The organism is Neisseria oralis (assembly GCF_045062685.1).
In the GTDB taxonomy this organism is placed as follows: domain Bacteria; phylum Pseudomonadota; class Gammaproteobacteria; order Burkholderiales; family Neisseriaceae; genus Neisseria; species Neisseria oralis.
In genome coordinates, this window is sequence record NZ_JBJGEB010000002.1 from 80,833 (window position 1) to 102,012 (window position 21,180).

Genomic DNA, 21,180 nt, shown 5'->3' on the forward strand with positions numbered 1-21,180 from the left:
AATACTGGGATGAATAGGGCCATACCCAAAAACATTTGGTTATGAAACGCCAAACGCCAAACGCCTTATTCCTAAACTTGTTTCAAATCTTATTGTCTTAGTGTGCTACCTTTTATTTCAAATCTGAACACAAGAGCCGTCATCAATCAATAAAAACGGATTTGCACCGCCGCGTTCGTAACCCGCTTCGCCGACGGCGATATCTAAGCCCAGTGTGGCAAGGTCGTCGGCGACGGGGTCGGCGTACTGTTGTTTGTCTTGCCGGTAGAGCTTGCGGTAGGTATGGCAGGATTCGCAACTTTCGGCATGGGCGGCGGAATAGGCCGGAGCGAGGTGTGGAACGCTTTTTTCTTCGACCTGTTGGAGGCGCATTCCGCCGGCGTCGCCGCAGGTCGGGCATTTGGCGCGCAGGGCGTTCCAGCGGCTGTTGCACAGCGGGCAATGCATGTAGCGGAAGCCGGTCAGGTCGCTGCGGATAAGGATGACACTGCCGACGGCTTCCGTGCCGCAGCAGGGACAGAAGATGCGGTCGCTGTTTTCGGCAGTCGGAACGTCGTCTTCGGACAACTGCGCGGCCCATGCCGTCCAGACGACCTGCAAGGCGGCCTGTACCCAAATTTCGGCAGCGCGGTCGGATGGTTCCGTTTGTTGTGTCAATATGCGTCGTGCAAGGACGGCGGCCTCGGCTGCGGTTAAGGCTTTAAGTTTAGCGGTTTCGGCGGCGACCGCGGCATTGGTTTGACCGTCGGTTGCATTCAGCAAGTCGGTAAAAACGGTCAAAAATCCGTCTGATACCTCGCCTTGGGCCGCTGCGGGCAGTACGGTTTGTCCGCGGTAAAGCGGCGGCAGCGGAAAGGTATGGCGGTTAAACGCGGCCTGTTGTGCTTCGCAGATGACGGACAGCAGGGACAGATAGCCGCTCCAGCCACTACCGTCTTCCTGCGCCAATTCTTTGAAACGGACGGCGCGGATGGCGAAGATGTCTTTTTCGGGTGCAAGCCAAAACGGGGTATGGAACAGGCCTTTCTGGATTTTTCCGTCGGGACGGGCGGAGCGGGTGTTCATGGTGTTTCCTTATTTGGATGTTCAGATTTCAGACGGCCTTTTTGTTGGCGCGTCGGTTGGGGCCGTCTGAAAAACGGTATCGGCTTTTCAGACGGCCTCGATAAATTCCGCATGGGTATAAATGGTGAATTTTTCAGGGCCGGCGAAACCGATCAAGGTCATTCCGGCCTGTTCTGCCAGTCGGACGGCCAGAGCGGTGGGGGCTGAAACGGCAACGATGCAGCCTATGCGGGACACGGCGGCTTTGGCGACCATTTCGTAACTGGCGCGGCTGGAGATGATGGCAAACCCTTGCTGCCAGTCGAACGCGTTGAGCGTGCCGTGACCGATGAGTTTGTCGAGGGCGTTGTGGCGACCGACGTCTTCGAATGCGGCGGCAATACCGTGTTCGTCCGCCCATGCCGCGCCGTGCAGCGAACCGACCGTCTGTCGGAGCGGCTGGTAACGGTTTAAAGCCGATAAGGCCGTCTGAATTTCGCCGACGCTAAAACGGCGGCTCCGGATTATCTGCGGCAGCACGGGTTTTACCGCCGACAGGCTGTCGATGCCGCACAAACCGCAACCGGTGCGTCCGTTTAAGCTGCGGCGGCGTTCTTTCAGGGCTTGGAAACGGGAAGAGGCGATGTCGAGCCGCACTTCGATGCCGTCGCAAGAACTGCGGATGTCGGTGTCGTAAAGTTCGCTGCGGTTTTGCAGGATGCCTTCGCTCAGGCTGAAACCGAGGGCGAGCTCTTCCAGGTTTTGCGGAGTGGCCATCAATACGGCGTGGCTGATGCCGTTATAAACCAAAGCGACGGCCGATTCTTCGGCCAGCGAGTCAGTGTCTTGAATCATGCCGTTTGAGCTGACTCGGCAAACGGTGGCGGCTGTGTAGGGCTGGCTGCTCATGGCGGGTGCGTGGGAGAGGTGTTCCGTTTGTTGTTGTGTGCGGCGGTTCGCCCGACGCGTATCGTTCGTCATTTTAACATATCGGGCTTTTTCGTGAAGAAAAGGCCGTCTGAAAATTGAAAGCAACCGTTCAGACGGCCTTAACCTGATTAAACACAGCTGTCATCTATAATAAAAAACTATTTTGACAGTTTGAAATACGGAGCAAGGATATGGGAGCATTTTCCCGTACGCTACTGGCAGGTTCGCTGGCCGCAGGCTTGGTCGCTTGTTCGACGGTGAAAGACGGAGCGGCAGGCTACGACTTGGATTTTTCCAAACAGAAATACACTGAGCAAAGCCTTGAAGTCAACGGCCGAAGTGTGAAATTCCGCGCGTATGAAGGTATTGTTTACGTCAGGAATCCCGTTGATACAAAATATGAAATTATCAATATTTATGTACCGGAAGCTTATTACAGCGGCGGCTCGGTTGGTGGTTTTACTGCGGAAACTGCACCGATTTTTTTCCCAAACCAAATTGGCGGTTATATGCCTGCCGAGCCGGGCAAACCGGGGTTCGGCAGGGGCGGTGAAGCGTCCCAGACCCCGAATGCCGCTTTGACGGCCCTGTCGAAAGGTTATGTGGTCGCTTCTCCCGGCGCGCGCGGACGGACAGCCGCCAACGGCAAGGCACCAGCCGCCATCGTAGATTTGAAGGCTGCGGTCCGTTACCTGAAATTCAACGACAAAGCCATGCCGGGAGATGCGGGCAAAATCATTTCCAACGGAACCAGTGCGGGCGGAGCACTTTCCGCCCTGCTGGGTGCGACCGGCAACAGTCGCGATTATGAAGCCCATCTTAAAGCATTGGGTGCAGCGGAAGGCGGCGACGACATTTTTGCCGTGTCCGCATATTGTCCGATTACCGATTTGGACCATGCCGATATGGCTTACGAATGGCAGTTTAACGGTGTAAACGACTATCAAAAAATGAATATTTCCATGCTCGACTACAATGTCAAGCGCGAACTGGTACCTGGCACGTTAACCAAAGAAGAAATCTCCCTCTCCAACCAGCTCAAACCTCTTTATCCCGCTTATATCAACAGCCTGAAACTGAAAGATGCCGGCGGTCGCGCGCTGACGCTGGATAAAAACGGCAACGGCAGCTTTAAGGATTACGTCGCCGGTTATCTGGCGAAATCGGCACAGTTGCAGCTGGATGCAGGCAAAAAACTGGGTAATCGGAATTGGCTTACGGTAAAAAACGGTAAAGTAACCGCCGTTGATTTTAGTAAATACGCCAAAGCCGCCGGCCGCCAGAAAATACCGCCGGCGTTTGACGGCGTGGATTTAAGTACCGGAGAAAACCAGCTTTTCGGCGATGCCCAAACCGACAAACGGCATTTCACCGAATTTTCGATGCGGCACAATACGGCTGAAAATGCGGCGATGGCTGACGCCGAAACCGTCAAAATTATGAACCCGCTCAACTACATCGGTACATCCGGGGTGAAAATACCGCAAAACTGGCGTATCCGCGTCGGTACCGCTGACCGCGACACCTCGCTGGCCGTGTCCGCCGTATTGGCCGCCAAGCTGCAAAACAACGGATACGCCGTCGATTACTTCCTGCCATGGGATGTGCCGCACAGCGGCGATTACGATTTGGAAGAACTGTTCGTCTGGATGAAGCAGGTCAGCACGCAAAAATAGTTCGTTTCCCTAATACCTGTTTGCAGTTTTCCGCAAGTTCTGCCGATTAAAACGGCCTTTGCGGTGGCTTCAAACAGGTTTCCGATTTTTTATGAAAAGGCCGTCTGAAATATGCCTAGAATACTTATCATCCGACCTAAATTCCGAGCAAAAGCAGATATGCAGACCTGTACCGACGCCGGCTGGCTGGCAGTACCTTTCAGTCCGATAGAAATCGAAGTCGACGAAGGGGCGCTGCGGCGGCTGCCCGAACGTTTCAAGCAGGCGGATGCGGTGTTTTGGGTCAGTCCGACCGCCATTGAAACGGCGGCGCCGCACCTTGATTTTTCAGACGGCCTCAAAAAACAGATTACGGTCGGGCAGGCCAGCCGCAAAATCTTGGCGGCCTTCTGTCATCACGAGATTTACAGCCCGTCTTCAGGCAACGACAGCGAAGCCGTTTTGCGTCTGCCGCTATGGAAGGAAATGCCGAAAGGTTCGAGCGTTTTAATCGTCCGCGGACACGGCGGGCGCGATTTGCTTGCGAGCGAATTGCGGCGGAAAGGTTTTAAGGTCAGTTTTGCCGAAATCTATTTCAGACGGCCTAACTCCTTGAATTGGCATGATTTTAATCCGCATTCCATCAAGGCCGCATATGTTGCTTCGGGCGAACTGGCGCAGGCTTTGTTCCGCCAAGTACCGTCTCAATTCTCCCTGTTCTTCAAATCCTTGCTATACTTCACCCACCATCCGCGCATAGCCGACACATTGAGGCTTGCCGGAGCGGAAAACGTCCGGGTCATCCAGCAGTTTGACGCAGCGGTATTGAATGAAGCGGCAAATGAGCCGGATACCGCCGATATTGTCGCTTCCCGAAACCCTCCGCCTGAAAAAAACGGTGAACAATCAAACAAGGTGGCGGCCGAACGGCCGGATTCCGATAAAGAAAATACTGCCGCTTCGGATAAGCGGGATACAGTCCCGACGTCCGAAACCTTTGCGGCAACGTCTGAAAATGATGCTAGGCCGTCTGAAAAGCAGGCCGGCGAAATTACAGGAAATACTATGTCAGAACCGAAACAGATTCCCCAAACTTCCGCCAATCCGGTCGTCATCCGGCAGTCTTCCGGCAAAGGGCTGGCCGCAGGCGCGCTGGTCTTGGCACTGCTGGGGCTGGGTGCAAGCGGATTTCTGTTTGTAGAAGGGCAGAATGTTTTGAAAAACCAGCAGCTTGAGTTTTCACAAAAGCTCGACAAAGCTGCTTTGGGCGAGTCGGAAAACGCTGCCTTGCTGAAAGAAAACATCAACCGCCAGACCGTTATCCAGTCCGAACTGGAGCGCTTGGGCAGCGGACAGAAAGCAAACGCCGAACAGATTGTCCTGACGCAGAAAGCTTATCAGGAACTGGCTAAAGGCCGCGCCAACTGGCTGGCGGACGAAGCCGAAACTCTGCTGAACCAAGCCTCGCAGCAGTTGGTGCTGTCGGGTAACGTGCAGGGCGCAATCAGCGTGCTGGAGCATGTCCACAACCGCCTGAGCCGTTTCGACCAACCCGAACTGCTCGCCATCAAACAGGCCGTAAGCAGCGATTTGGCTTCGTTGAAAAACCATCCCTATGTCGATATTTCGGGTACCGCTTTGCGTATCGATCGTTTGGAGACTGCCGTTGCCGGTCTGCCGCTGCTGATTGACGGCACATTGAAGCCGAGCAAAAACGAAAACAGCCGGTCGCCGAATCCGAATCTTTCATGGTGGGAAAATGCTTGGGAAAAATCGCTGGATGCGCTCAAAGGTCTGGTAGAAGTACGCCGGCTGGACAACAACGACGCCATGCTGATTGCGCCCGACCAAGTGTATTTTGTGCGTGAAAACCTGCGGTTGCGCCTGCTTGATGCACGCACCGCCCTGATGCAGCACAACAGCGAAGTTTATCAAAGCGATTTAAATAACGCCGAAGCCGCGGTAAGGCAATATTTCGACAGCAACTCTCCCGCTACCCGCTCTTGGCTGAAAGAATTGGCCGATTTGAAATCGCTGGACATCCGTCCGGTAGCGGAAGACGCTTTGCAGTCGAGCAGGGCGGCAGTTTACGCATATCAGGAGGGCATCCGCGGACAAGCTCCGGAAATGCCGCTGATTGCCGCACCTTCCATCATTACGCCTGCTCCGGCGCAATCGGCAGCACCTGTCGCCACGCCGGCCGTTCCTGCGCTGCCGTCTGAAAACAGGGCTGCCAGCGCAGCCGGACAGCAAGCCGTTCCGGAAGCAAACGGGTCTGCTTCGGCAGCCCAGCCCAAGCCGCAGATTCCGAAAGCACCTGCGGCAATCAAACGCCCTCAGGTTCCCGTCGTACCGGCCAAACCCGCACCAGCAACACCTAAAGCCCCTGCCGCCGATCAGCCGCCGATGAGGGACTTTATCAATAGGAATCCGCCGGCACAGACCGACCCGACGCCTTCGGCCGACACTTCCTCAAGAGGAGATCAGGCATGAGAAGCGTCGTTTGGATAGTGATTTTGTTTGCCGTGGCCGTCGGGTTGGCTCTTGCTTCGGGCGTCTATACCGGTAATGTGTATGTGGTGGCGGGACAAACCATGTTGCGTATGAACCTGCACGCGTTCGTACTGGGCTTGATAATTGCCGTCGTGATTCTGTATTTCCTTGTCCGCCTGATAGCCGGTTTGCTGAACATACCCGGCAGAATGCAGCGTTTCGGTACCGCCCGTAAAGGCCGTCAGGCTGCCGCTGCGCTTAATAATGCGGGACAGGCTTTCTTTGAAGGCAAATTCGAGCAGGCGGAAAACGAGGCGGCTAAAGTTTTGGCAAACAAAGAAGCAGGCGGCAACCGTGCGCTGGCATTGATGCTGGGCGCCCATGCGGCCGACCAGATGGACAATATCGAACTGCGCGACCGCTACCTGAAAGACATCGAAGCATTGCCGAAAAAACAGCAGCTTTCGCGTTACCTGTTGCTGGCCGAGTCAGCCTTGACCAATCGCGATTATCCGGCTGCCAAACAAAACCTGGATGCCGCCGCGCAAATCAATCCCAATCTGACCAGACTGGTTCGCTTGCAGTTGCGTTATGCCTTTGATGACGGTAATGCCGCCGAAGTGCTGGAAAAATCCGAAAAACTGGAAAAAGCCGGCGCAATCAGCGATTACGAGGCTGAACAGTATCAATCTTGGGCATACCGCCGCCTGCTGGCATCCGCTTCCGATGCAGACGGCCTGAAATCCTGTCTGAAACGCATCCCCGAAAATCTCAAGTCGGGGGGCTTGTGTGTGGAAATCGCCGAAAAATACGAACGCTTGGGCTTATACGGGCAGGCGGTCAAATGGGTTGACCGCTATTATCCGCAAACCCAACAGATAGAATTGCTGGAACCGTTTGTCGGCAGCGTGCGTTATCTGAGCGACAGGGAACAGCAACAGGCCATCGATACGGCCGACAGTTGGCTGCAAACCCGGCCGGACAACGCCAAACTTTTGATGTATCTGGGGCAGCTTGCCTACGGTAAGCGGCTGTGGGGCAAGGCTCAGGGCTATCTTGAAGCCAGCATCGCCATCAAGCCGACCGTATCGGCGCGTCTGGCGCTGGCCAAAGTGTTCGACGAAACCGAGCAGTTGCAGAAAGCCGAGGCGCAACGCAAGTTGGTTTTGGAGAGCGTAAGCGACGAAGAAGAACCTCTAGCCTTGGAAAACAAATAATCGGCCATCAGATGAATAAAGGCCGTCTGCAGATTCGCCGCGCAAGCGGGACAGCAGGCGGCCTTGTTATGAAAGAACAACCATGATTCCCTTAAAAAACGATACTTTCTTGCGCGCATTGCTCAAACAGCCCGTCGAATACACGCCCGTTTGGATGATGCGGCAGGCGGGACGCTATCTGCCGGAATACAAAGCCACGCGTACGAAAGCGGGCAGTTTTTTGGATTTGTGCAAAAATACCGAGTTGGCGACCGAAGTAACCGTCCAACCCTTGGAGCGTTTCGAGTTGGACGCCGCAATTCTGTTTTCAGATATTCTGACCGTGCCCGATGCAATGGGATTGGGATTGTACTTCGCAGAAGGCGAAGGGCCTAAGTTTACCCGACCGCTGCAACACGAGCGGGATATCGCCGCATTGCAGGTGCCGGATATGGATCGGCTGCAATATGTGTTTGACGCCGTGGCTTCCATCCGTAAGGCTTTGAACGGGCGCGTGCCGCTCATCGGCTTTTCCGGCAGCCCGTTCACGCTGGCCTGCTATATGGTTGAAGGCGGTGGCAGCAAAGAATTCCGCACCGTCAAAACCATGATGTATTCACGCCCCGATTTGCTGCACAAAATCCTTGATGTCAATACCCAAGCCGTTACGGCCTACCTCAATGCCCAAATCGATGCCGGCGCTCAGGCGGTACAGATTTTCGATACGTGGGGCGGCGTATTGAGCGATGCGGCATTCCAAGAGTTCAGCCTGCGCTATATGCGGCAGATTGTCGGCGGTTTGAAGCGGGAGAACGAAGGGCGCAGGGTGCCGGTTATCGTATTTGCCAAGGGCGGCGGCTTGTGGCTGGAACAAATGGCAGACATCGGCGCCGATGCGCTCGGACTGGACTGGACCTGCAATATCGGCGAAGCCCGCCGCCGCGTGGGGGATAAAGTCGCGCTGCAAGGCAATTTTGACCCGTTCGCACTGTTCGGTACCCCTGACAGTATAAAAACCGAAGTCGCGCGTATTCTGGCCGGTTTCGGCAACGGCAGCGGCCATGTGTTCAATCTGGGCCACGGCATCAGCCAACATACCAACCCCGAACATGCCGGGATTCTGGTAGACAGCGTGCACGAACTGTCGCGTCAATATCACCGTTGACGCCGGAATACGGCCCGATACAGATAAAAGAAAAATACCCAGTAGAGATGCCGGGTATTTTTTCGGACTGTACGAAAATACAGAAACGCCGTTTTCAGACGGCCTCAAGCCTGTTTTTCCAATTCCGCCGCGGCCTGTTGCGCCCAAGCCATCGTTTCGGCAAAGGCGGGGCGGGCGGTGTGGCGGTCGATATAGGCGGAGAAGACCGGTTCGTCCGCAGTGAAAACAGAAGGCGCGCCGCGCATCGGCATGACGCGGATAAAGTGGTTCAGCAGGGCGGTGAAATATACGTCTAGTGCGGAAAAGCGGTCGCCAACGATAAAGTCGTGTTTGGCCAGATGGTCGCGCAGGGTGGCGAAGGCAGTGTCGAAATCGCCGTAGCCTATGGCTTTGCGCCGCTCGCTGCTGTCCGGCACGCGGTTGATTTTGTCGAATCCGGCGTATTCGAGGTGAATGGAGAAACACAACCAGCGGTAGAACTCGCCGCGTGCCAACGAATCGGCGGCCGGAATCAGGTGTTTGTCGGGAAACTGCTCGGCTAGAAAGGTGATGATGGCGGCGGTTTCGGTCAGCACGGTGCCGTCTGCTTTGAGTGCGGGAACTTTGCCCATCGGATTGACTGCCAGATAGTCAGCGGATTTCATGGCTTCGCCGAACGGAATCAGTTTGACGTCGTATTGCGCGCCGCATTCTTTCAGCATCCAGACTACGTTGGTGCCGCGGGAATAAGGGTGGGTGTAGAGCGTGAAACGGTGCATGGTGTTTCTCCTGCGGGGTTGAAAAGACCTATGATACAGGCAGGGCGCGTCAATTTTTGTCAGCAGGCTTTTTCAGACGGCCTGTTTTGATGTTTCGTTTTTCGCCATTTCCGCGCAGGCGGGAATTGAGGCCTGCCCGTACGGAAACTTGCCGAGAAAAAGGTTTCCCAAATTCCACATCCTGGATTCCCGCCTGCGCGGGAATGACGGGATTCAATCAATAGCCGCATCAAAGATGAAGCAAGCCGGCTATGACGGAACCACGGCGGTCGAAAATCAATACAGGCTACGGTTTTTCAGATTTTCAGACGGCCTGTTACGGCTTTGAGGCCGTCTGAAAAATAGGTTTCTAAATTTCAAACACCGACAAATCCAAATCTTCCTGCCGCTGCCATTCGCGCAGCAGCACCATGCGCGGAACGGGGAAGGTGGCACCGATGTTCAGGTTTGACATGCGGTCGGTGCGGAAGTGGCGGAAATCCCGCCGCTTTTCGCACCATGCCGCCAGCAGGCAGGCGTCGGGAAAATAGCCGACCGCCAGCGGTCTGACGCTGCGGCGGGTAGGGCGGCCTTGGGCATCGGTATAGTCGAACGAAAGGACGCGGTTGCCGCGCAGGGCGGTGCGGATGGCGGACAGCGTTTCGCTTTCCTGCGGCGTAAACGGACGGGTTTGGCACGGGCGGGGATAAAGTGCCTGCGTGTTGAGGTGTTCCCTTAAATGGCCGGGCAGCACGGCATCGATTTTCGCCAGCACAGATTTGGCATCGGCGGCCAAGCCGTCGTCTCCGTTTGCGGCCACCCAGCGCATTCCGAATACCAGCGCTTCGATTTCCGGTTTGTCGAACATCAGCGGCGGCAGCCCCAAATCGGTATGCAATACGAAGCCCAGCCCGGCCTCGCCGCGTATGTCGGCGCCTTGCGCGCATAATTGGGCAATGTCGCGGTACACCGTGCGCGTGCTCACCGATAACTGCTGCGCCAGCGTTTCGGCGGTAACGGGACCGTGCCGGCGGCGGAGCAGGTCGAGCAGAGTGAGGAGTCGTCGGCTGCGGGGCATAGCGGGAATGGGGAGTTGTCGAAGCGGAGGTAAAGAAGGACGGAATGCGGCGTAAGGGAAGAGGCCGTCTGAAATACGGTTTCGGCGGAAACGGTTTTTCAGACGGCCTCAAGAGGTTTCCGCTCCGCCGAATCGCAGGGCTAAACGGGGTTTAATCCTGATTCTGCGCCCGTTCCGCTTTCAGCAGCACCCTGCCCCTGCGGTCGGTCAGCAGCAGCGTATCGCCTTTGATGCGGTAGGATTTGCTGTTTGAGAATGCGCGGGAAACGGTTTCTTCCTGCTTCATGATCTCTTCGTCGCAGGCCATCAGCGTACTGGCCGCATCGTCGATTTTCAGACGGCCTTTGGCCGCGTGGAAACTGCCGGTCAGGGTATTGCAGCCGGCACCGGCGCTGAAACGGTGTTCGGCACCGTTGAATTCAAGATAGGCTTCGGCTGCGGTTACGGGCCGTCGTGCCACTTCGGTAATGTTCCAGCGTCCGTCAAGCGGCGCACCGACGGCGGGGGCGGCGAAAAGGCAAAACAGCAGGGAGGCGGGGAGGAGGGCGGTTTTTTTCATCATTTTTCCTTTCGTTCAAAATGCGGCATTCTGTTTTCAGACGGCCTCATAAACACAGGCCGTCTGAAAGAGAGACAACCAATCAGTGCGAATGTTCGCTGTTTTGTGCCAAAACAGTGCGGTTGCCGTTTGTTTCCGGTGCGGAGACGATGCCGTCGGCCTCCATCTGGTCGATGAGGCGCGCGGCGCGGTTGTAGCCGATGCGCAGGGCGCGCTGTATGCCGGAAATACTGGCTTTGCGCGACTTGACGATATAGGCGACGGCCTCGTCGTACATCGGGTCTATTTCGCCGTCGCTGCTGCGGTTGAGGCCGGGCAGGTCGTCGGTCGAGCCGCCACTCAGGATTTCGTCGATATAGTCGGGTTCGCCGAATTGTTTCAAATATTCGACCACACGGTGGACTTCGCCGTCGGATGCGAATGCGCCGTGTACGCGCTGCGGATAACCCGTACCCGGCGGCAGGAACAGCATGTCGCCTTGGCCGAGCAGGTTTTCCGCACCCATCTGGTCGAGGATGGTGCGGCTGTCTACCTTGCTGGACACTTGGAAGGCGATACGGGTCGGGATGTTGGCTTTAATCAGGCCGGTAATCACGTCCACACTCGGACGCTGCGTAGCCAAAATCAGATGGATGCCGGCGGCGCGGGCTTTTTGGGCGAGGCGGGCAATCAGTTCTTCGATTTTCTTGCCTGCGGTCATCATCAGGTCGGCGAACTCGTCGACCACCACCACGATAAACGGCAGTTTTTCCAAAGGTTCGGGATCGTCGGGGGTGAAGCTGAACGGATTGGCGATTTTGCGGCCGTGTGCGGCGGCTTCGGCAACGGCCTGGTTGAAACCGGCCAGGTTGCGTACACCCAGATGGCTCATCAGGCGGTAGCGTTTTTCCATTTCGTTGACGCACCAGTTGAGCGCGTTCGCCGCCAGCTTCATATCGGTAACGACCGGCGCGAGCAGGTGCGGGATGCCCTCGTAAATGCTCAGTTCCAGCATTTTCGGGTCAATCATAATCATGCGCACGTCTTCGGGCGGCGCTTTAAACAGCATCGACAGGATCATGGCGTTGACGCCCACTGATTTGCCCGAACCGGTCGTACCGGCCACCAGCAGGTGCGGCGCCTTGGCCAAGTCGGTAACGACGGGTTCGCCGGTGATGTCCTGCCCCAGCGCCAGCGTCAGTTTGGATTTTGATTCGGTAAACGCAGGCGAATTGAAGATTTCGCTCAGGCGTATCATCTGGCGTTTCGGGTTTGGCAGTTCCAAGCCCATACAGGTTTTGCCGGGTATGGTTTCCACCACGCGGATGGAGGCGACGCCGAGCGAGCGGGCGAGGTCTTTTTCGAGGTTCAGCACTGCATTGCCGCGCACGCCGACATCGGGCTCGATTTCATAACGGGTAATCACCGGTCCGGCGTAGGCGTCCATCACTTTGACCTTGACCTTGAACTCGGCCAGTTTTTCCTCGATGGTAATGCTGTTTTCCAGCAGGGTTTCTTCGGTTTGGGTCGCGCTGGGGTCGAACTGCGGCGGCAGCAGCAAATCCACCGTCGGCAGATGTGCGGACGCCGAAGCCGGCGGCGCTTCCGCCTGATGGCGGCTTACCGGCCGGATAACGGTTTCAGACGGCCTTGCAACGGTTTGCGGGGTGTGTACAGTGCGGTGCAGCGGTACGGACACGGGTTCGGAGGCCGTCTGAAACTGCTGCGGCGTTGCTTCGACCGCCAGACGTTCGGCCTCCGTCGGAATGACCGATTGCGTCGGTGCCGGAATCGGGATGATGGCGGGCGGTTCGGCAATGATGACGTTGGATGCCTCGCTAATCAGGCGGTCGGCAATCGACCAACTCGGTTTGTTGCTGATGTGGGCGTTTATCGGCGCGTGGTTGAGGGTCGGATTGACCGGTTGCGCCGCGAACACAGGCGGTTTGTGCGCTTCGGGCTGAGGTTTGACGGATGCCGCCGGAGCCGTTGCGGCGGGCGCTGTTGCGGATGCAGGGTTCGGACGGGCCGTTTTCGGCGGGAACAAAGGCTTCTTCGGTTGAACTTTGGCCGCACTTTGTTCCACACGCGCCGTTTCCGGAAGCACGCTCTCGCGTCGGGACGTATCGATGCGGCGTATCGGGTTGGCGGCACGGCGGCCTAGCGGAGAAGAACTGTGCGACAGATTGGCCAGTATTTCTTCGTTGCGGATGGTTTGCGGGCGGTAATCGTCGGCCAAAATCTGCGCGGCCGAGAAGCGGCGCGCGGCCGAATGCCGGCTCAGGTTGGCGCGGATGTCGTCGGCCCGGATTTCATCAGGGTGTTCGGGTTTCTGAAACGGCGCGAGCGACTCAAGCTCGACCGCGCGCATGGCGGCCTGCGTGTATTCGTGCCGCAGGCTTTGCGCGGCAGGGATTTGACGGGAGATTTCGCTGACGCTGGCCAGCACGCGTTCGCGGGTACGGCGCACGGCGGGATCGTCCAAGTCAATGGTTTTCAGGTTTTCAGACGGCCTGTGGCTGGGGACTGCGGGCTGCGGATCGAAGAAGGCAGCTTTCTGCACGGCTTCTTCCGCCGCCTCATGCAGCGAGCGGGTGGCTTCTTCCAGTGTGATGACTTCCAAATCAGAATTTACCAACTTGGCGGGCGCGTATTCGGGCGGTTCGCTGTCGACAAACGGCTCGATATAGGGGTCGGGAACGGTGGATTTGCGCGGCGGCAGGGCGGGAGCGGCGGTATGATGTTCTTGATGCTCTTCTATCGCGCTTTCTACGGCAGATTCGCGGAAAACGGCTTGCTCGGACGGTTCCTGTGTTTCCGTTTTGGCATCAACCACCGCATGGCCGCCGAACTGGTTGATGAGGGAAGTGAGGGTAGCTGCCGTTTTGCTGAAGATGTCTTCTTCGTCTTCGCTTTCCTCGTCCTCATTGCCGGATTCTTCTCCATCTTGACAAGGCTCTTGTTCAGGCGTTTCCGCCGTTTCGGTTTCTTCCGCTTCCTGAGCAGTTTCCTGCCGCCATCCGGCGGGAATGACGGTTTCAAGGAGGTCTTCTTCCTCATCCTGCTCCGTGTGCGTACCCTCCAACATGGCCAGTTCGTCTTGCCATGACCGCTGCTGACTGTAATGCAGCCACAATAGGCCGCCAATCGCACACAATAAAACCAAAATCAAAATCGTCCAAAACATAAGCAGCAGTCCAAATCAGTCCGAAATTCGGTAAAGGCATATATTCTATCGTGTTTCGGCATCGCGGACTATCGGCAATCACGCTTTGCGCCGAAATCCGCGACGGACGGAAGGGCGGCGTTTCGGCATATCGTTTCGGCGTATAATGAGGTCGTCTGAAATCTTTATTTGAGAAAACATGCTGTTCCACGCTTCATGGTTTGCCCGTGTTCCCGCATCTGCAGCTTGGCTGCTGCTGGCCGTCCTGCTGGCTGCGACCGCACTGCCGGCGCTGAGGGCGGCGCACCGATACCGTTCCGCCGCCGCTGTCGCCGTCGTGCTGCTGGCAGCCGCATGGAGCCTGAACGCCGCGCCCGACAACGGCCTGCTTGCGGGCATGAGCTATCACCTGCTCGGTATGAATCTGGCGGCGCTGATGGTGGGCGCGCCCGCAGCCCTCTGGCTCGGCGCGCTGCTGCTGTTTCCTTCGTTGCTGATTTCGGACGCAGGCTGGCAGGCTTATCCGTTTAACGCGCTGGCGCTGCTTTTGCCGCCGCTTGCGGTGAATCTTTCGTTCCGCGCGCTGGTCGACAGGCTGCCGGCCAATATTTTCGTGTTTATTTTTCTGAACGGCTTTATCGGTTCCGCTGCGGCTATGCTGTTGACCGGCGCGGTTTTGACCGGTGTGCTGGATCGGACGGGGGCTTTTTCAGACGGCGTGATGTGGGGTAGCGCGTTTCCCGTTTTTTTCCTGCTCTCTTGGGCCGAAGCGTTTATCAGCGGCGCGGCGACGGCGATTTTCGTTGCGCTGAAACCGCATTGGATTAATACGTTTGATGACGGGCGTTATCTGAAGAGCACCAATAAAATCTGGTAGTTTCAGACGGCCTGTCATTCTGCAAATGGAATGCTTATGCTTTACGACATAACCGCCGTTGCCCTCGGCGCGGTATTCGGCGCGCTTTTGCGCTGGCTGCTCGGCCTGATGCTGGCGGACACCGTTTCGTGGTTCGCGCTGGGAACGCTGGCGGCGAATTGGTTCGGCGGATTCCTTATCGGCATCGCTGCCGAACTGGTCGGCAACCCGCACTGGCGCCTGCTGCTGATAACGGGCTTTCTCGGCAGTCTGACCACGTTTTCCGGCTTTTCGCTGGAAATCGTCGGTATGTTGCAGGCGCAGCGGTGGGCCGCCGCCGTGGCTACGGCGTTGCTGCACTTGTTCGGTTCCCTGCTGTTTACTGTGTTGGGAATTTACCTTGCGCAGTGTTTTAAATAAGCCGCGGATAAACATTGAGGCCGTCTGAAAATGGTTTTTCAGACGGCCTCAATGCTGTTGTTTTCCTTTACTTCCCGCGTACCAGATAATTGCGCAGCCATCTTACCGCAGGCGCGATTTCACCGGCCAGCATCCCGATTTCGCCGGTTTCCGAGTCGCGCAGGATGTCTGCCGCCGCCCCGTGCAGCCATACGCCCGCCGCCGCTGCCTGAAACGCATCGATACCCTGTGCCAGCAGGCTGCCGATGACGCCGCTCAACACGTCGCCGCTGCCTGCGGTGGCCAGGCCGGCGTTGCCGCTGGGGTTGGCGGTCGTGCCACGGTCCGGCGCGGCAATCAGCGAGCGGTGGCCTTTTAACACCGTTACCGCGTTGAATCTGCGGCTGAGGGTTTCTACCGATTGGATTCGCGCCTTTTGGATTTCTGCCGTGTCCGTTTTGAGCAGGCGCGCGGCTTCGGCGGGGTGGGGCGTGAGTATCAGGTTGCCGTGCCGCACGGCGAGCCGTTGCAGTTCGGACGAGCGCGACAGCAGCGTCAGCGCGTCAGCGTCCAGCAGCAGGGGTTTGCCGTCGGCTTCGGAAAGCGCGGCGGCAACAATGCCGGAAGCAGTGTCGCCCAACCCCAAACCGCAGCCGATTGCGCGTGCGTCGGCGTCGTTGCGCAACAAAAGGTTCTGCGCCGTCGCCAGCATGATTTCGGGTCGTCCGTCGATAACGGCGAAAGGCAGCTGCCGCTGGTTGAACCCCGCCCACACTTTGCCGCAGCCGGCGTAGGCGGCCGCCGTCGCCGCCAGCACGACCGCGCCGCTCATTCCTTCGGTGCCCCCGATTACGGCCAGCGTGCCGTAAGTCCCTTTGTGGCTTTCAGCCGGACGCGGCTTGAACACGTCGGGATACATCGAGGCCGTCTGAAACAAGGATTCGGAATCGGAAAGGCGGTAGCGGGAAGTAAACATAAAGGCTCCGTTTGCGGCGTTGCGGTAAAATAACGCGCCCGCCGCGTCGAAAACACCGGGCGGACAAATCATCTTACCTCATTCACTCGAAAGCAGAAAACAATGAAACAAAAAATCAAAGTATGGGACCTGCCCACGCGCCTGTTCCACTGGACGCTGGTCTTGGCCTTCGCCTTTATGTGGTACAGCGCGGACAAGGGCGGCACGATGCTGGCCTGGCACTTGCGCTGCGGCCTGTTGGTATTGGCGTTGCTGGTTTTCCGCGTCTGTTGGGGTTTTTGGGGCAGCGACACCGCGCGGTTCGGCAGTTTCGTTCGCGGCCCGTCGCACATCAAACGTTACCTGCAAGGGAAAATCGGGGAAAACGAGCAGCCCGGCCACAATCCGCTCGGCGCACTGATGGTGTTGGCGCTGCTGGCGGCGGTATCAGTACAGGTCGCCACCGGCCTGTTTGCCGCCGATGCCGACACCTTTAGTTACAGCGGTTATCTGAACGGCCGGGTCAGTGAGGAAACAGGCAACGCGCTGCGCAAAATCCACCTGCGCTTTTTCAATCTGCTGGCACTGCTGGCGGCGGTGCACGTCGTGAGCATCTTATTTTATAAATTCTTGAAAAAACATGATTTGATTAAACCGATGATAACCGGCTATAAAGAATTGGAAGGCAGGCTGCCGGTATTGCGTTTCGCGGGTTTCGGAAAACTGGCCGCAGCCGCGGCGGCGGCTTTGCTGGCGGTCGCCTGCGTACTAGCGGCGGCAGGTTGAAATAGCGGTTTGTTTCGGTTTCAGGCGGCAGGCCGTCTGAAAACCGGTTTACCGTCTTCCCGCGGCAACGGGAGTTCAAACTTTCAAACGTTTAAAATCTTCAAAGTGTTGCAGCCTCGAAGTTCTCCGGATTCCCGCCCGCGCGGGAATTAAGGGGCGGGGTACGCGGCTGCATATTTTCTGTGTTGCCTTAACTATTCGTTTTATTTGTGCAGGCCGCATTCTTTGCTGTCTTTGCTTTCCCACCACCAGCGTCCCGCGCGGATGTTCTCGCCTTCCTTTACCGGACGGGTGCACGGTTCGCAGCCTATGCTCGGATAGCCTTGGTGATACAGCTCGTTCAGCGGTACGCCGTAGGCTTCGGCATAGGCCCATACGTTGTTTTCCTCCCAATCGAAAATCGGGTTGAATTTGGCGATGTTGCGGCTGCGGTCGAGTTCCTCGAAATTCAGTTCGCTGCGGGTGTCCGACTGGCTGCGCCTCTGGCCGGTCAGCCACGCAGGGGCGTTTTTCAGGGCGCGGTTGAGTGGCTCGATTTTGCGGATGTGGCAGCAGCGCCGCCTCAGTTCCACGCTGTCGTACATCGCGGTAACGCCGAATTCGCGTTCGAACGCGGCGGCGGCTTCTTTGTCGGGCGCAAACACTTCCAACCGCGTTTGATAACGCGCCTCGGTGGCGGCAATCAAGGCTTCGGTTTCGGGATTGAGCTTGCCCGTGTTGAGCGTGATAATCCGCAGCGGCAGTTTCAGACGGTATATTGCGTCGGTAATCACCATATCTTCGACGGCAAGGCTGGAAGCGAACGCGGCCTGCGGAAAGCGGGCGGCCACGGTTTGCAGCCGCTGCTCCAGTTCGGCCGCCAAAGCAGGCAGCCGCTGCCTTTCGGCTTCGGTAATTTCGGGGATTTTCCAGAATTTCGGGCGGAATAGGGACATGGGGTGGGTGTTCCTTACTTTTGTTGTTTTTCAGACGGCCTGTCGAGAAAAGCCGCCGTTTTTCAGGACACCATTGTCCGCCCCGGCTGCGCGGAATGGAAAGAATGGTTTTCTATTTGGATATAACGAAACCGCCGAATCGGCGCGGAATTCAGAGCCAGAGCGACTGCTGCTGGTCTTTCGGTACGAGGTGCGCCACGCCCAGCCCGATGAGGCGGAAGGCGTCTTCGCGCTGCGGCGGGATGCGTCCGGCCAGCGTTTGCGCAGCGCGCAGCAGGGCGTTACTGTCGGGCAGCACCGAAGAATAAGTCAGCGAACGGGTGATGATGCGGAAATCGTGGGTTTTGAGTTTCAGGGTTACGCTTTTGGCTTCGACGTTTTTACGCTGTATCTGCCGCCACAAATCTTCGGCCAGATGCGGCAGGTGTCCGGCGGCCTGCGCGAGCGACAAGTCTTCGGGCAGGGTGATTTCGGTGGAAATTTGAAGCCGCTCGCGGTCGGGCTTGACGGGACGCTCGTCCACGCCGCGCGCCAAGTCGTAGAGGCGGTAGCCGTATCTGCCGAAAAGGTTGAGCAGCTCGCCGCGCTCGAAACGGCGCAAATCGCCTGCGGTCCGCATACCGAGCGATTGCATCTTTTTCAACGTAACCTTGCCTACGCCGGGAATTTTGCCCAGCGGCAATGTTTCCAAGAAGGCAGCGGCCTTTTGCGGCGGCAGGACGAACTGGCCGTTCGGCTTGCGCCAGTCGGAAGCGATTTTGGCCAGAAACTTGTTGGGAGCGATGCCTGCGGACGCAGTCAGCCCCGTTTCGGCCAGAATTTCCGCCCGGATTTTTTCCGCCACGTCGCTGGCATAGGGAATCTGCTGCAAATTGTCGGTAACGTCCAGATAGGCTTCGTCCAGCGAAAGCGGTTCGATAAGCGTGGTGTAGCAGCGGAAAATGCCGTGAATCTGCGCCGAAATACTGCGGTAGAGGTCGAAATGCGGCGGCACATAAACCGCTTGCGGGCAGAGCCGTTTTGCGGTCGCCACCGACATCGCCGAATGCAGGCCGAACTGCCGCGCTTCGTAGGACGCGGCGCAGATTACCGAACGCGAACCTTCCCACGCCACGACCACAGGTTTGCCTTTGAGGTGCGGCTGTTCGCGCAACTCGACCGAGGCGTAGAAAGCGTCCATATCGATATGGATGATTTTGCGTTGTCGCATGGATTCGGCGTGGAAATGGCAACGGGGTTGAAACGTGGAAACAGGGCGGTTTTATATCGGTGAGGCCGTCTGAAACCGGCAAGTTGCGGTTTCAGACGGCCTCACTTCTTTAAATCATTCCGCCGGCAGCTCCATTGCCAAAACAGACTGTTCCTGCCTGCTGCGGAATCCGGCCAGTTTGCGGGCGAGTTCCGCATCTTCGTTGGCCAGCATCGACACGGCAAACAGCGCGGCATTGGCGGCGCCGGCTTCGCCGATGGCGAAAGTGGCTACGGGCACGCCTTTGGGCATCTGCACGATGGAAAGCAGAGAGTCCTCGCCGCGCAGATATTTGCTGGGGACGGGCACGCCCAAAACGGGAACGGTGGTTTTGGCCGCCACCATGCCCGGCAGGTGCGCCGCGCCGCCCGCGCCCGCGATGATGGCTTTGATGCCTCGGCTGCGTGCGGTTTCGGCGTATTCGAACATTAAATCGGGTGTGCGGTGCGCCGAAACGACGCGGGCTTCGTAGCCGACGCCGAACTCTTCTAAAAAATTCGCCGCCTGCCGCATAACCGGCCAGTCGCTGTCGCTGCCCATGATGATGCCGACTTGAATCATGTGTTTTTCCTTATGGAACTGTAATACATAATGTTTCAGACGGCCTGCCGTTGCGGGGAGGCCGTCTGAACGGGGTTAACGCTGCTTGATGGAAACGGCCGCCCGCTTGGCCGCTTCGCTGTCGGGGTAGGTATGTATCAGCTTGCGCCATGTGTCGCGGGCGATGTCTTTCTGTTGCAGTTTATATTGGCACTGGCCGATGCTGTACATCGCGTCGGGCGCCTGCGCCGTGTTGCGGAAGCGGTTGGCGTAGCGGCCGCCGATGTTGATGACGGATTCGCAGTTACCCAGCCGCTGCTGGCTTTGCAGCAGCAAGTACATGTTTTTGCGCGAAATCTCGCTGCCGTTGCCGCCGTCCGCACCTTTCAAGACGGCGGCGGCGGCGGTGTAGTTGCCGCTGCGGTAATATTTAAACGCCTGATCGTAAAGGCGGGTCTCGTTGGCGTCGGTATCGGCTACAGTCTGCGCCGCATCGTTTTTAGCCAGGTAATTGTTTTTCAGTTTGCTGTCGGAAATACGCTGCCCCGATCCTCTGCCTTGCCGTTCAAGCTGGCGGATGCGGGTTTGCAGCAGGTTGACGCTGCGTTCGAGGCGGGCAACCTGGATGCCGAGTTGGTCGATTTGGGTCTGTTCGTTCAAAACGGGGTAGGGGACGCCTTTGCGGGACGAAGATTCGTCCCCGTTTGAAACGGCGGCACATGCGCTCAAGACGAAAACGGGAAAAAGCAATGCAATATTTGTTTTGATATTCATATGGACGATATCCGTCTATTTTTTTAATAAAAGGGTCAGCCCGTCGCCGACGGGCAGGGTGATGGGGACAATCCGCCCGTCTAGCGGCAAACGGCGGTTGAAATCCTGTAAGACGGCGATGCTTGGCGGCCGGCCGAGGCCGCCTTCTTCCATGACGCGGCCGCCTAAAAGGACGTTGTCGATGGCGATAATGCCGCCGCTGCGCACCAGTTGCAGGCAGCGTTCGTAATACTGCGGCGTGGGCGGTTTGTCGGCGTCGATCAGGGCCATATCGTAAGTGTTTTCCAGCCCTTGCGCGATGAGGCCGTCGAGTGTGAGCAGGGCGGGTTGCAGGTGCAGTTCGATTTTGTGTTCCACTCCGGCCTGCCGCCATGTTTCGCGGGCGATGTCGGTAAAGGTAACGCTGATGTCGCAGGCGGTGATGCGGGCGCGTTCGGGCAGGGCCAAGGCCATGGCGGTGCTGCTATAGCCGGTAAACACGCCCACTTCCAAATAACGCTCCGCCCGAATCAGCCGTGCCAGCCAAGTCAGCAGGGCGGCCTGTTCGCGCGCCAATGCCATTTTGCCCAAACGGTGGTTTTGCGTGCGCCCGCGCAGGGCCTGCAATACGGGATGTTCCGGCTCGCCGATGCGGTTCAGGTAGGCTTGCAGCCCGGGCGGCGTGTTCTGCGTGTCAACCGTCAT

The 21,180-nt window shown here is 57.5% G+C and carries 20 protein-coding genes and 1 pseudogene; 8 read left to right on the top strand and 13 right to left on the bottom strand.

From position 1 onward, the window contains the following. Window positions 1-117 precede the first annotated feature (117 nt). Window positions 118-1,065 carry a formate dehydrogenase accessory protein FdhE gene (locus tag ACI43T_RS02315; protein WP_377079928.1) on the bottom strand — a complete coding sequence of 316 codons (948 nt, stop codon included), beginning with the start codon at window positions 1,063-1,065 and terminating at the stop codon, window positions 118-120. A gap of 87 nt (window positions 1,066-1,152) precedes the next feature. Next, on the bottom strand, window positions 1,153-2,025 hold the full coding sequence (gene fdhD / locus ACI43T_RS02320) for a formate dehydrogenase accessory sulfurtransferase FdhD (protein WP_377079926.1): 873 nt from the start codon (window positions 2,023-2,025) through the stop codon (window positions 1,153-1,155). Window positions 2,026-2,165: 140 nt separating this feature from the next. On the opposite strand from fdhD, the gene ACI43T_RS02325 reads away from it, so the two are divergent. From ACI43T_RS02325 to hemE, 5 genes and pseudogenes are all read left to right on the top strand, one after another. Further along, a complete protein-coding gene (locus ACI43T_RS02325) occupies window positions 2,166-3,650 on the top strand; it encodes a subtype B tannase (RefSeq protein WP_377079924.1) in 1,485 nt (494 codons plus the stop codon). Between the two features lie 111 nt (window positions 3,651-3,761). After that, window positions 3,762-4,478, top strand: a pseudogene (locus ACI43T_RS02330) (uroporphyrinogen-III synthase); the annotation flags it as partial. A gap of 216 nt (window positions 4,479-4,694) precedes the next feature. Next, entirely contained in the window at window positions 4,695-6,122 is a 1,428-nt protein-coding gene (locus ACI43T_RS02335; protein WP_293278596.1) for a uroporphyrinogen-III C-methyltransferase, read from the top strand. Then, complete coding sequence (locus ACI43T_RS02340) at window positions 6,119-7,339, top strand: heme biosynthesis HemY N-terminal domain-containing protein (protein WP_377079922.1); 1,221 nt, start codon at window positions 6,119-6,121, stop codon at window positions 7,337-7,339. Before ACI43T_RS02335 ends, ACI43T_RS02340 begins: the two co-directional genes overlap by 4 nt. A gap of 82 nt (window positions 7,340-7,421) precedes the next feature. Then, window positions 7,422-8,483, top strand: a complete 1,062-nt coding sequence (gene hemE / locus ACI43T_RS02345; protein ID WP_405385431.1) for a uroporphyrinogen decarboxylase — start codon at window positions 7,422-7,424, stop codon at window positions 8,481-8,483. Between the two features lie 104 nt (window positions 8,484-8,587). On the opposite strand, the gene ACI43T_RS02350 is transcribed toward hemE, so the two are convergent. From ACI43T_RS02350 to ACI43T_RS02370, 5 genes are all read right to left on the bottom strand, one after another. Next, the gene (locus ACI43T_RS02350) at window positions 8,588-9,241 is read right to left on the bottom strand and encodes a glutathione S-transferase family protein (RefSeq protein WP_377079918.1); all 654 of its coding nucleotides are present in this window, start codon (window positions 9,239-9,241) and stop codon (window positions 8,588-8,590) included. 49 nt (window positions 9,242-9,290) lie between these two features. After that, a complete protein-coding gene (locus ACI43T_RS02355) occupies window positions 9,291-9,458 on the bottom strand; it encodes a hypothetical protein (protein ID WP_405385432.1) in 168 nt (55 codons plus the stop codon). A 132-nt stretch (window positions 9,459-9,590) separates the two neighbouring features. After that, window positions 9,591-10,298: a helix-turn-helix transcriptional regulator gene (locus ACI43T_RS02360; protein ID WP_405385433.1), complete on the bottom strand. Its 708-nt coding sequence runs from the start codon at window positions 10,296-10,298 to the stop codon at window positions 9,591-9,593. Between the two features lie 151 nt (window positions 10,299-10,449). Beyond that, complete coding sequence (locus ACI43T_RS02365) at window positions 10,450-10,860, bottom strand: META domain-containing protein (protein WP_009173567.1); 411 nt, start codon at window positions 10,858-10,860, stop codon at window positions 10,450-10,452. Between the two features lie 79 nt (window positions 10,861-10,939). Beyond that, entirely contained in the window at window positions 10,940-14,023 is a 3,084-nt protein-coding gene (locus ACI43T_RS02370; RefSeq protein WP_405385434.1) for a DNA translocase FtsK, read from the bottom strand. A 178-nt stretch (window positions 14,024-14,201) separates the two neighbouring features. Between ACI43T_RS02370 and ACI43T_RS02375 the strand changes: the two genes are divergently transcribed. Together ACI43T_RS02375 and crcB are read left to right on the top strand one after the other, a co-directional pair. Further along, a complete protein-coding gene (locus ACI43T_RS02375; protein ID WP_405385435.1) occupies window positions 14,202-14,879 on the top strand; it encodes an energy-coupling factor ABC transporter permease in 678 nt (225 codons plus the stop codon). 36 nt (window positions 14,880-14,915) lie between these two features. Continuing rightward, on the top strand, window positions 14,916-15,278 hold the full coding sequence (crcB, locus tag ACI43T_RS02380) for a fluoride efflux transporter CrcB (protein ID WP_405385436.1): 363 nt from the start codon (window positions 14,916-14,918) through the stop codon (window positions 15,276-15,278). Between the two features lie 67 nt (window positions 15,279-15,345). Here crcB and ACI43T_RS02385 read toward each other — a convergent pair whose 3' ends face one another. Further along, complete coding sequence (locus ACI43T_RS02385) at window positions 15,346-16,233, bottom strand: NAD(P)H-hydrate dehydratase (RefSeq protein WP_405385538.1); 888 nt, start codon at window positions 16,231-16,233, stop codon at window positions 15,346-15,348. A gap of 102 nt (window positions 16,234-16,335) precedes the next feature. Here ACI43T_RS02385 and ACI43T_RS02390 point away from each other — a divergent pair, with 102 nt between their 5' ends. Beyond that, on the top strand, window positions 16,336-16,998 hold the full coding sequence (locus ACI43T_RS02390; protein WP_314105917.1) for a cytochrome b/b6 domain-containing protein: 663 nt from the start codon (window positions 16,336-16,338) through the stop codon (window positions 16,996-16,998). Between the two features lie 203 nt (window positions 16,999-17,201). Here ACI43T_RS02390 and ACI43T_RS02395 read toward each other — a convergent pair whose 3' ends face one another. The 5 genes from ACI43T_RS02395 to ACI43T_RS02415 form a co-directional block, all read right to left on the bottom strand. Continuing rightward, window positions 17,202-17,933, bottom strand: coding sequence for a phosphoadenylyl-sulfate reductase (locus ACI43T_RS02395; protein ID WP_405385437.1), 732 nt, complete (start codon window positions 17,931-17,933; stop codon window positions 17,202-17,204). A 151-nt stretch (window positions 17,934-18,084) separates the two neighbouring features. Continuing rightward, a complete protein-coding gene (gene dinB, locus ACI43T_RS02400; protein ID WP_405385438.1) occupies window positions 18,085-19,143 on the bottom strand; it encodes a DNA polymerase IV in 1,059 nt (352 codons plus the stop codon). Between the two features lie 114 nt (window positions 19,144-19,257). After that, window positions 19,258-19,743 (bottom strand): 5-(carboxyamino)imidazole ribonucleotide mutase, encoded by a 486-nt coding sequence (gene purE / locus ACI43T_RS02405; protein WP_377082129.1) that lies wholly within the window; start codon window positions 19,741-19,743, stop codon window positions 19,258-19,260. A 75-nt stretch (window positions 19,744-19,818) separates the two neighbouring features. After that, complete coding sequence (locus ACI43T_RS02410) at window positions 19,819-20,496, bottom strand: tetratricopeptide repeat protein (protein WP_405385439.1); 678 nt, start codon at window positions 20,494-20,496, stop codon at window positions 19,819-19,821. A 15-nt stretch (window positions 20,497-20,511) separates the two neighbouring features. Next, window positions 20,512-21,180: an O-methyltransferase gene (locus ACI43T_RS02415; protein ID WP_405385440.1), complete on the bottom strand. Its 669-nt coding sequence runs from the start codon at window positions 21,178-21,180 to the stop codon at window positions 20,512-20,514.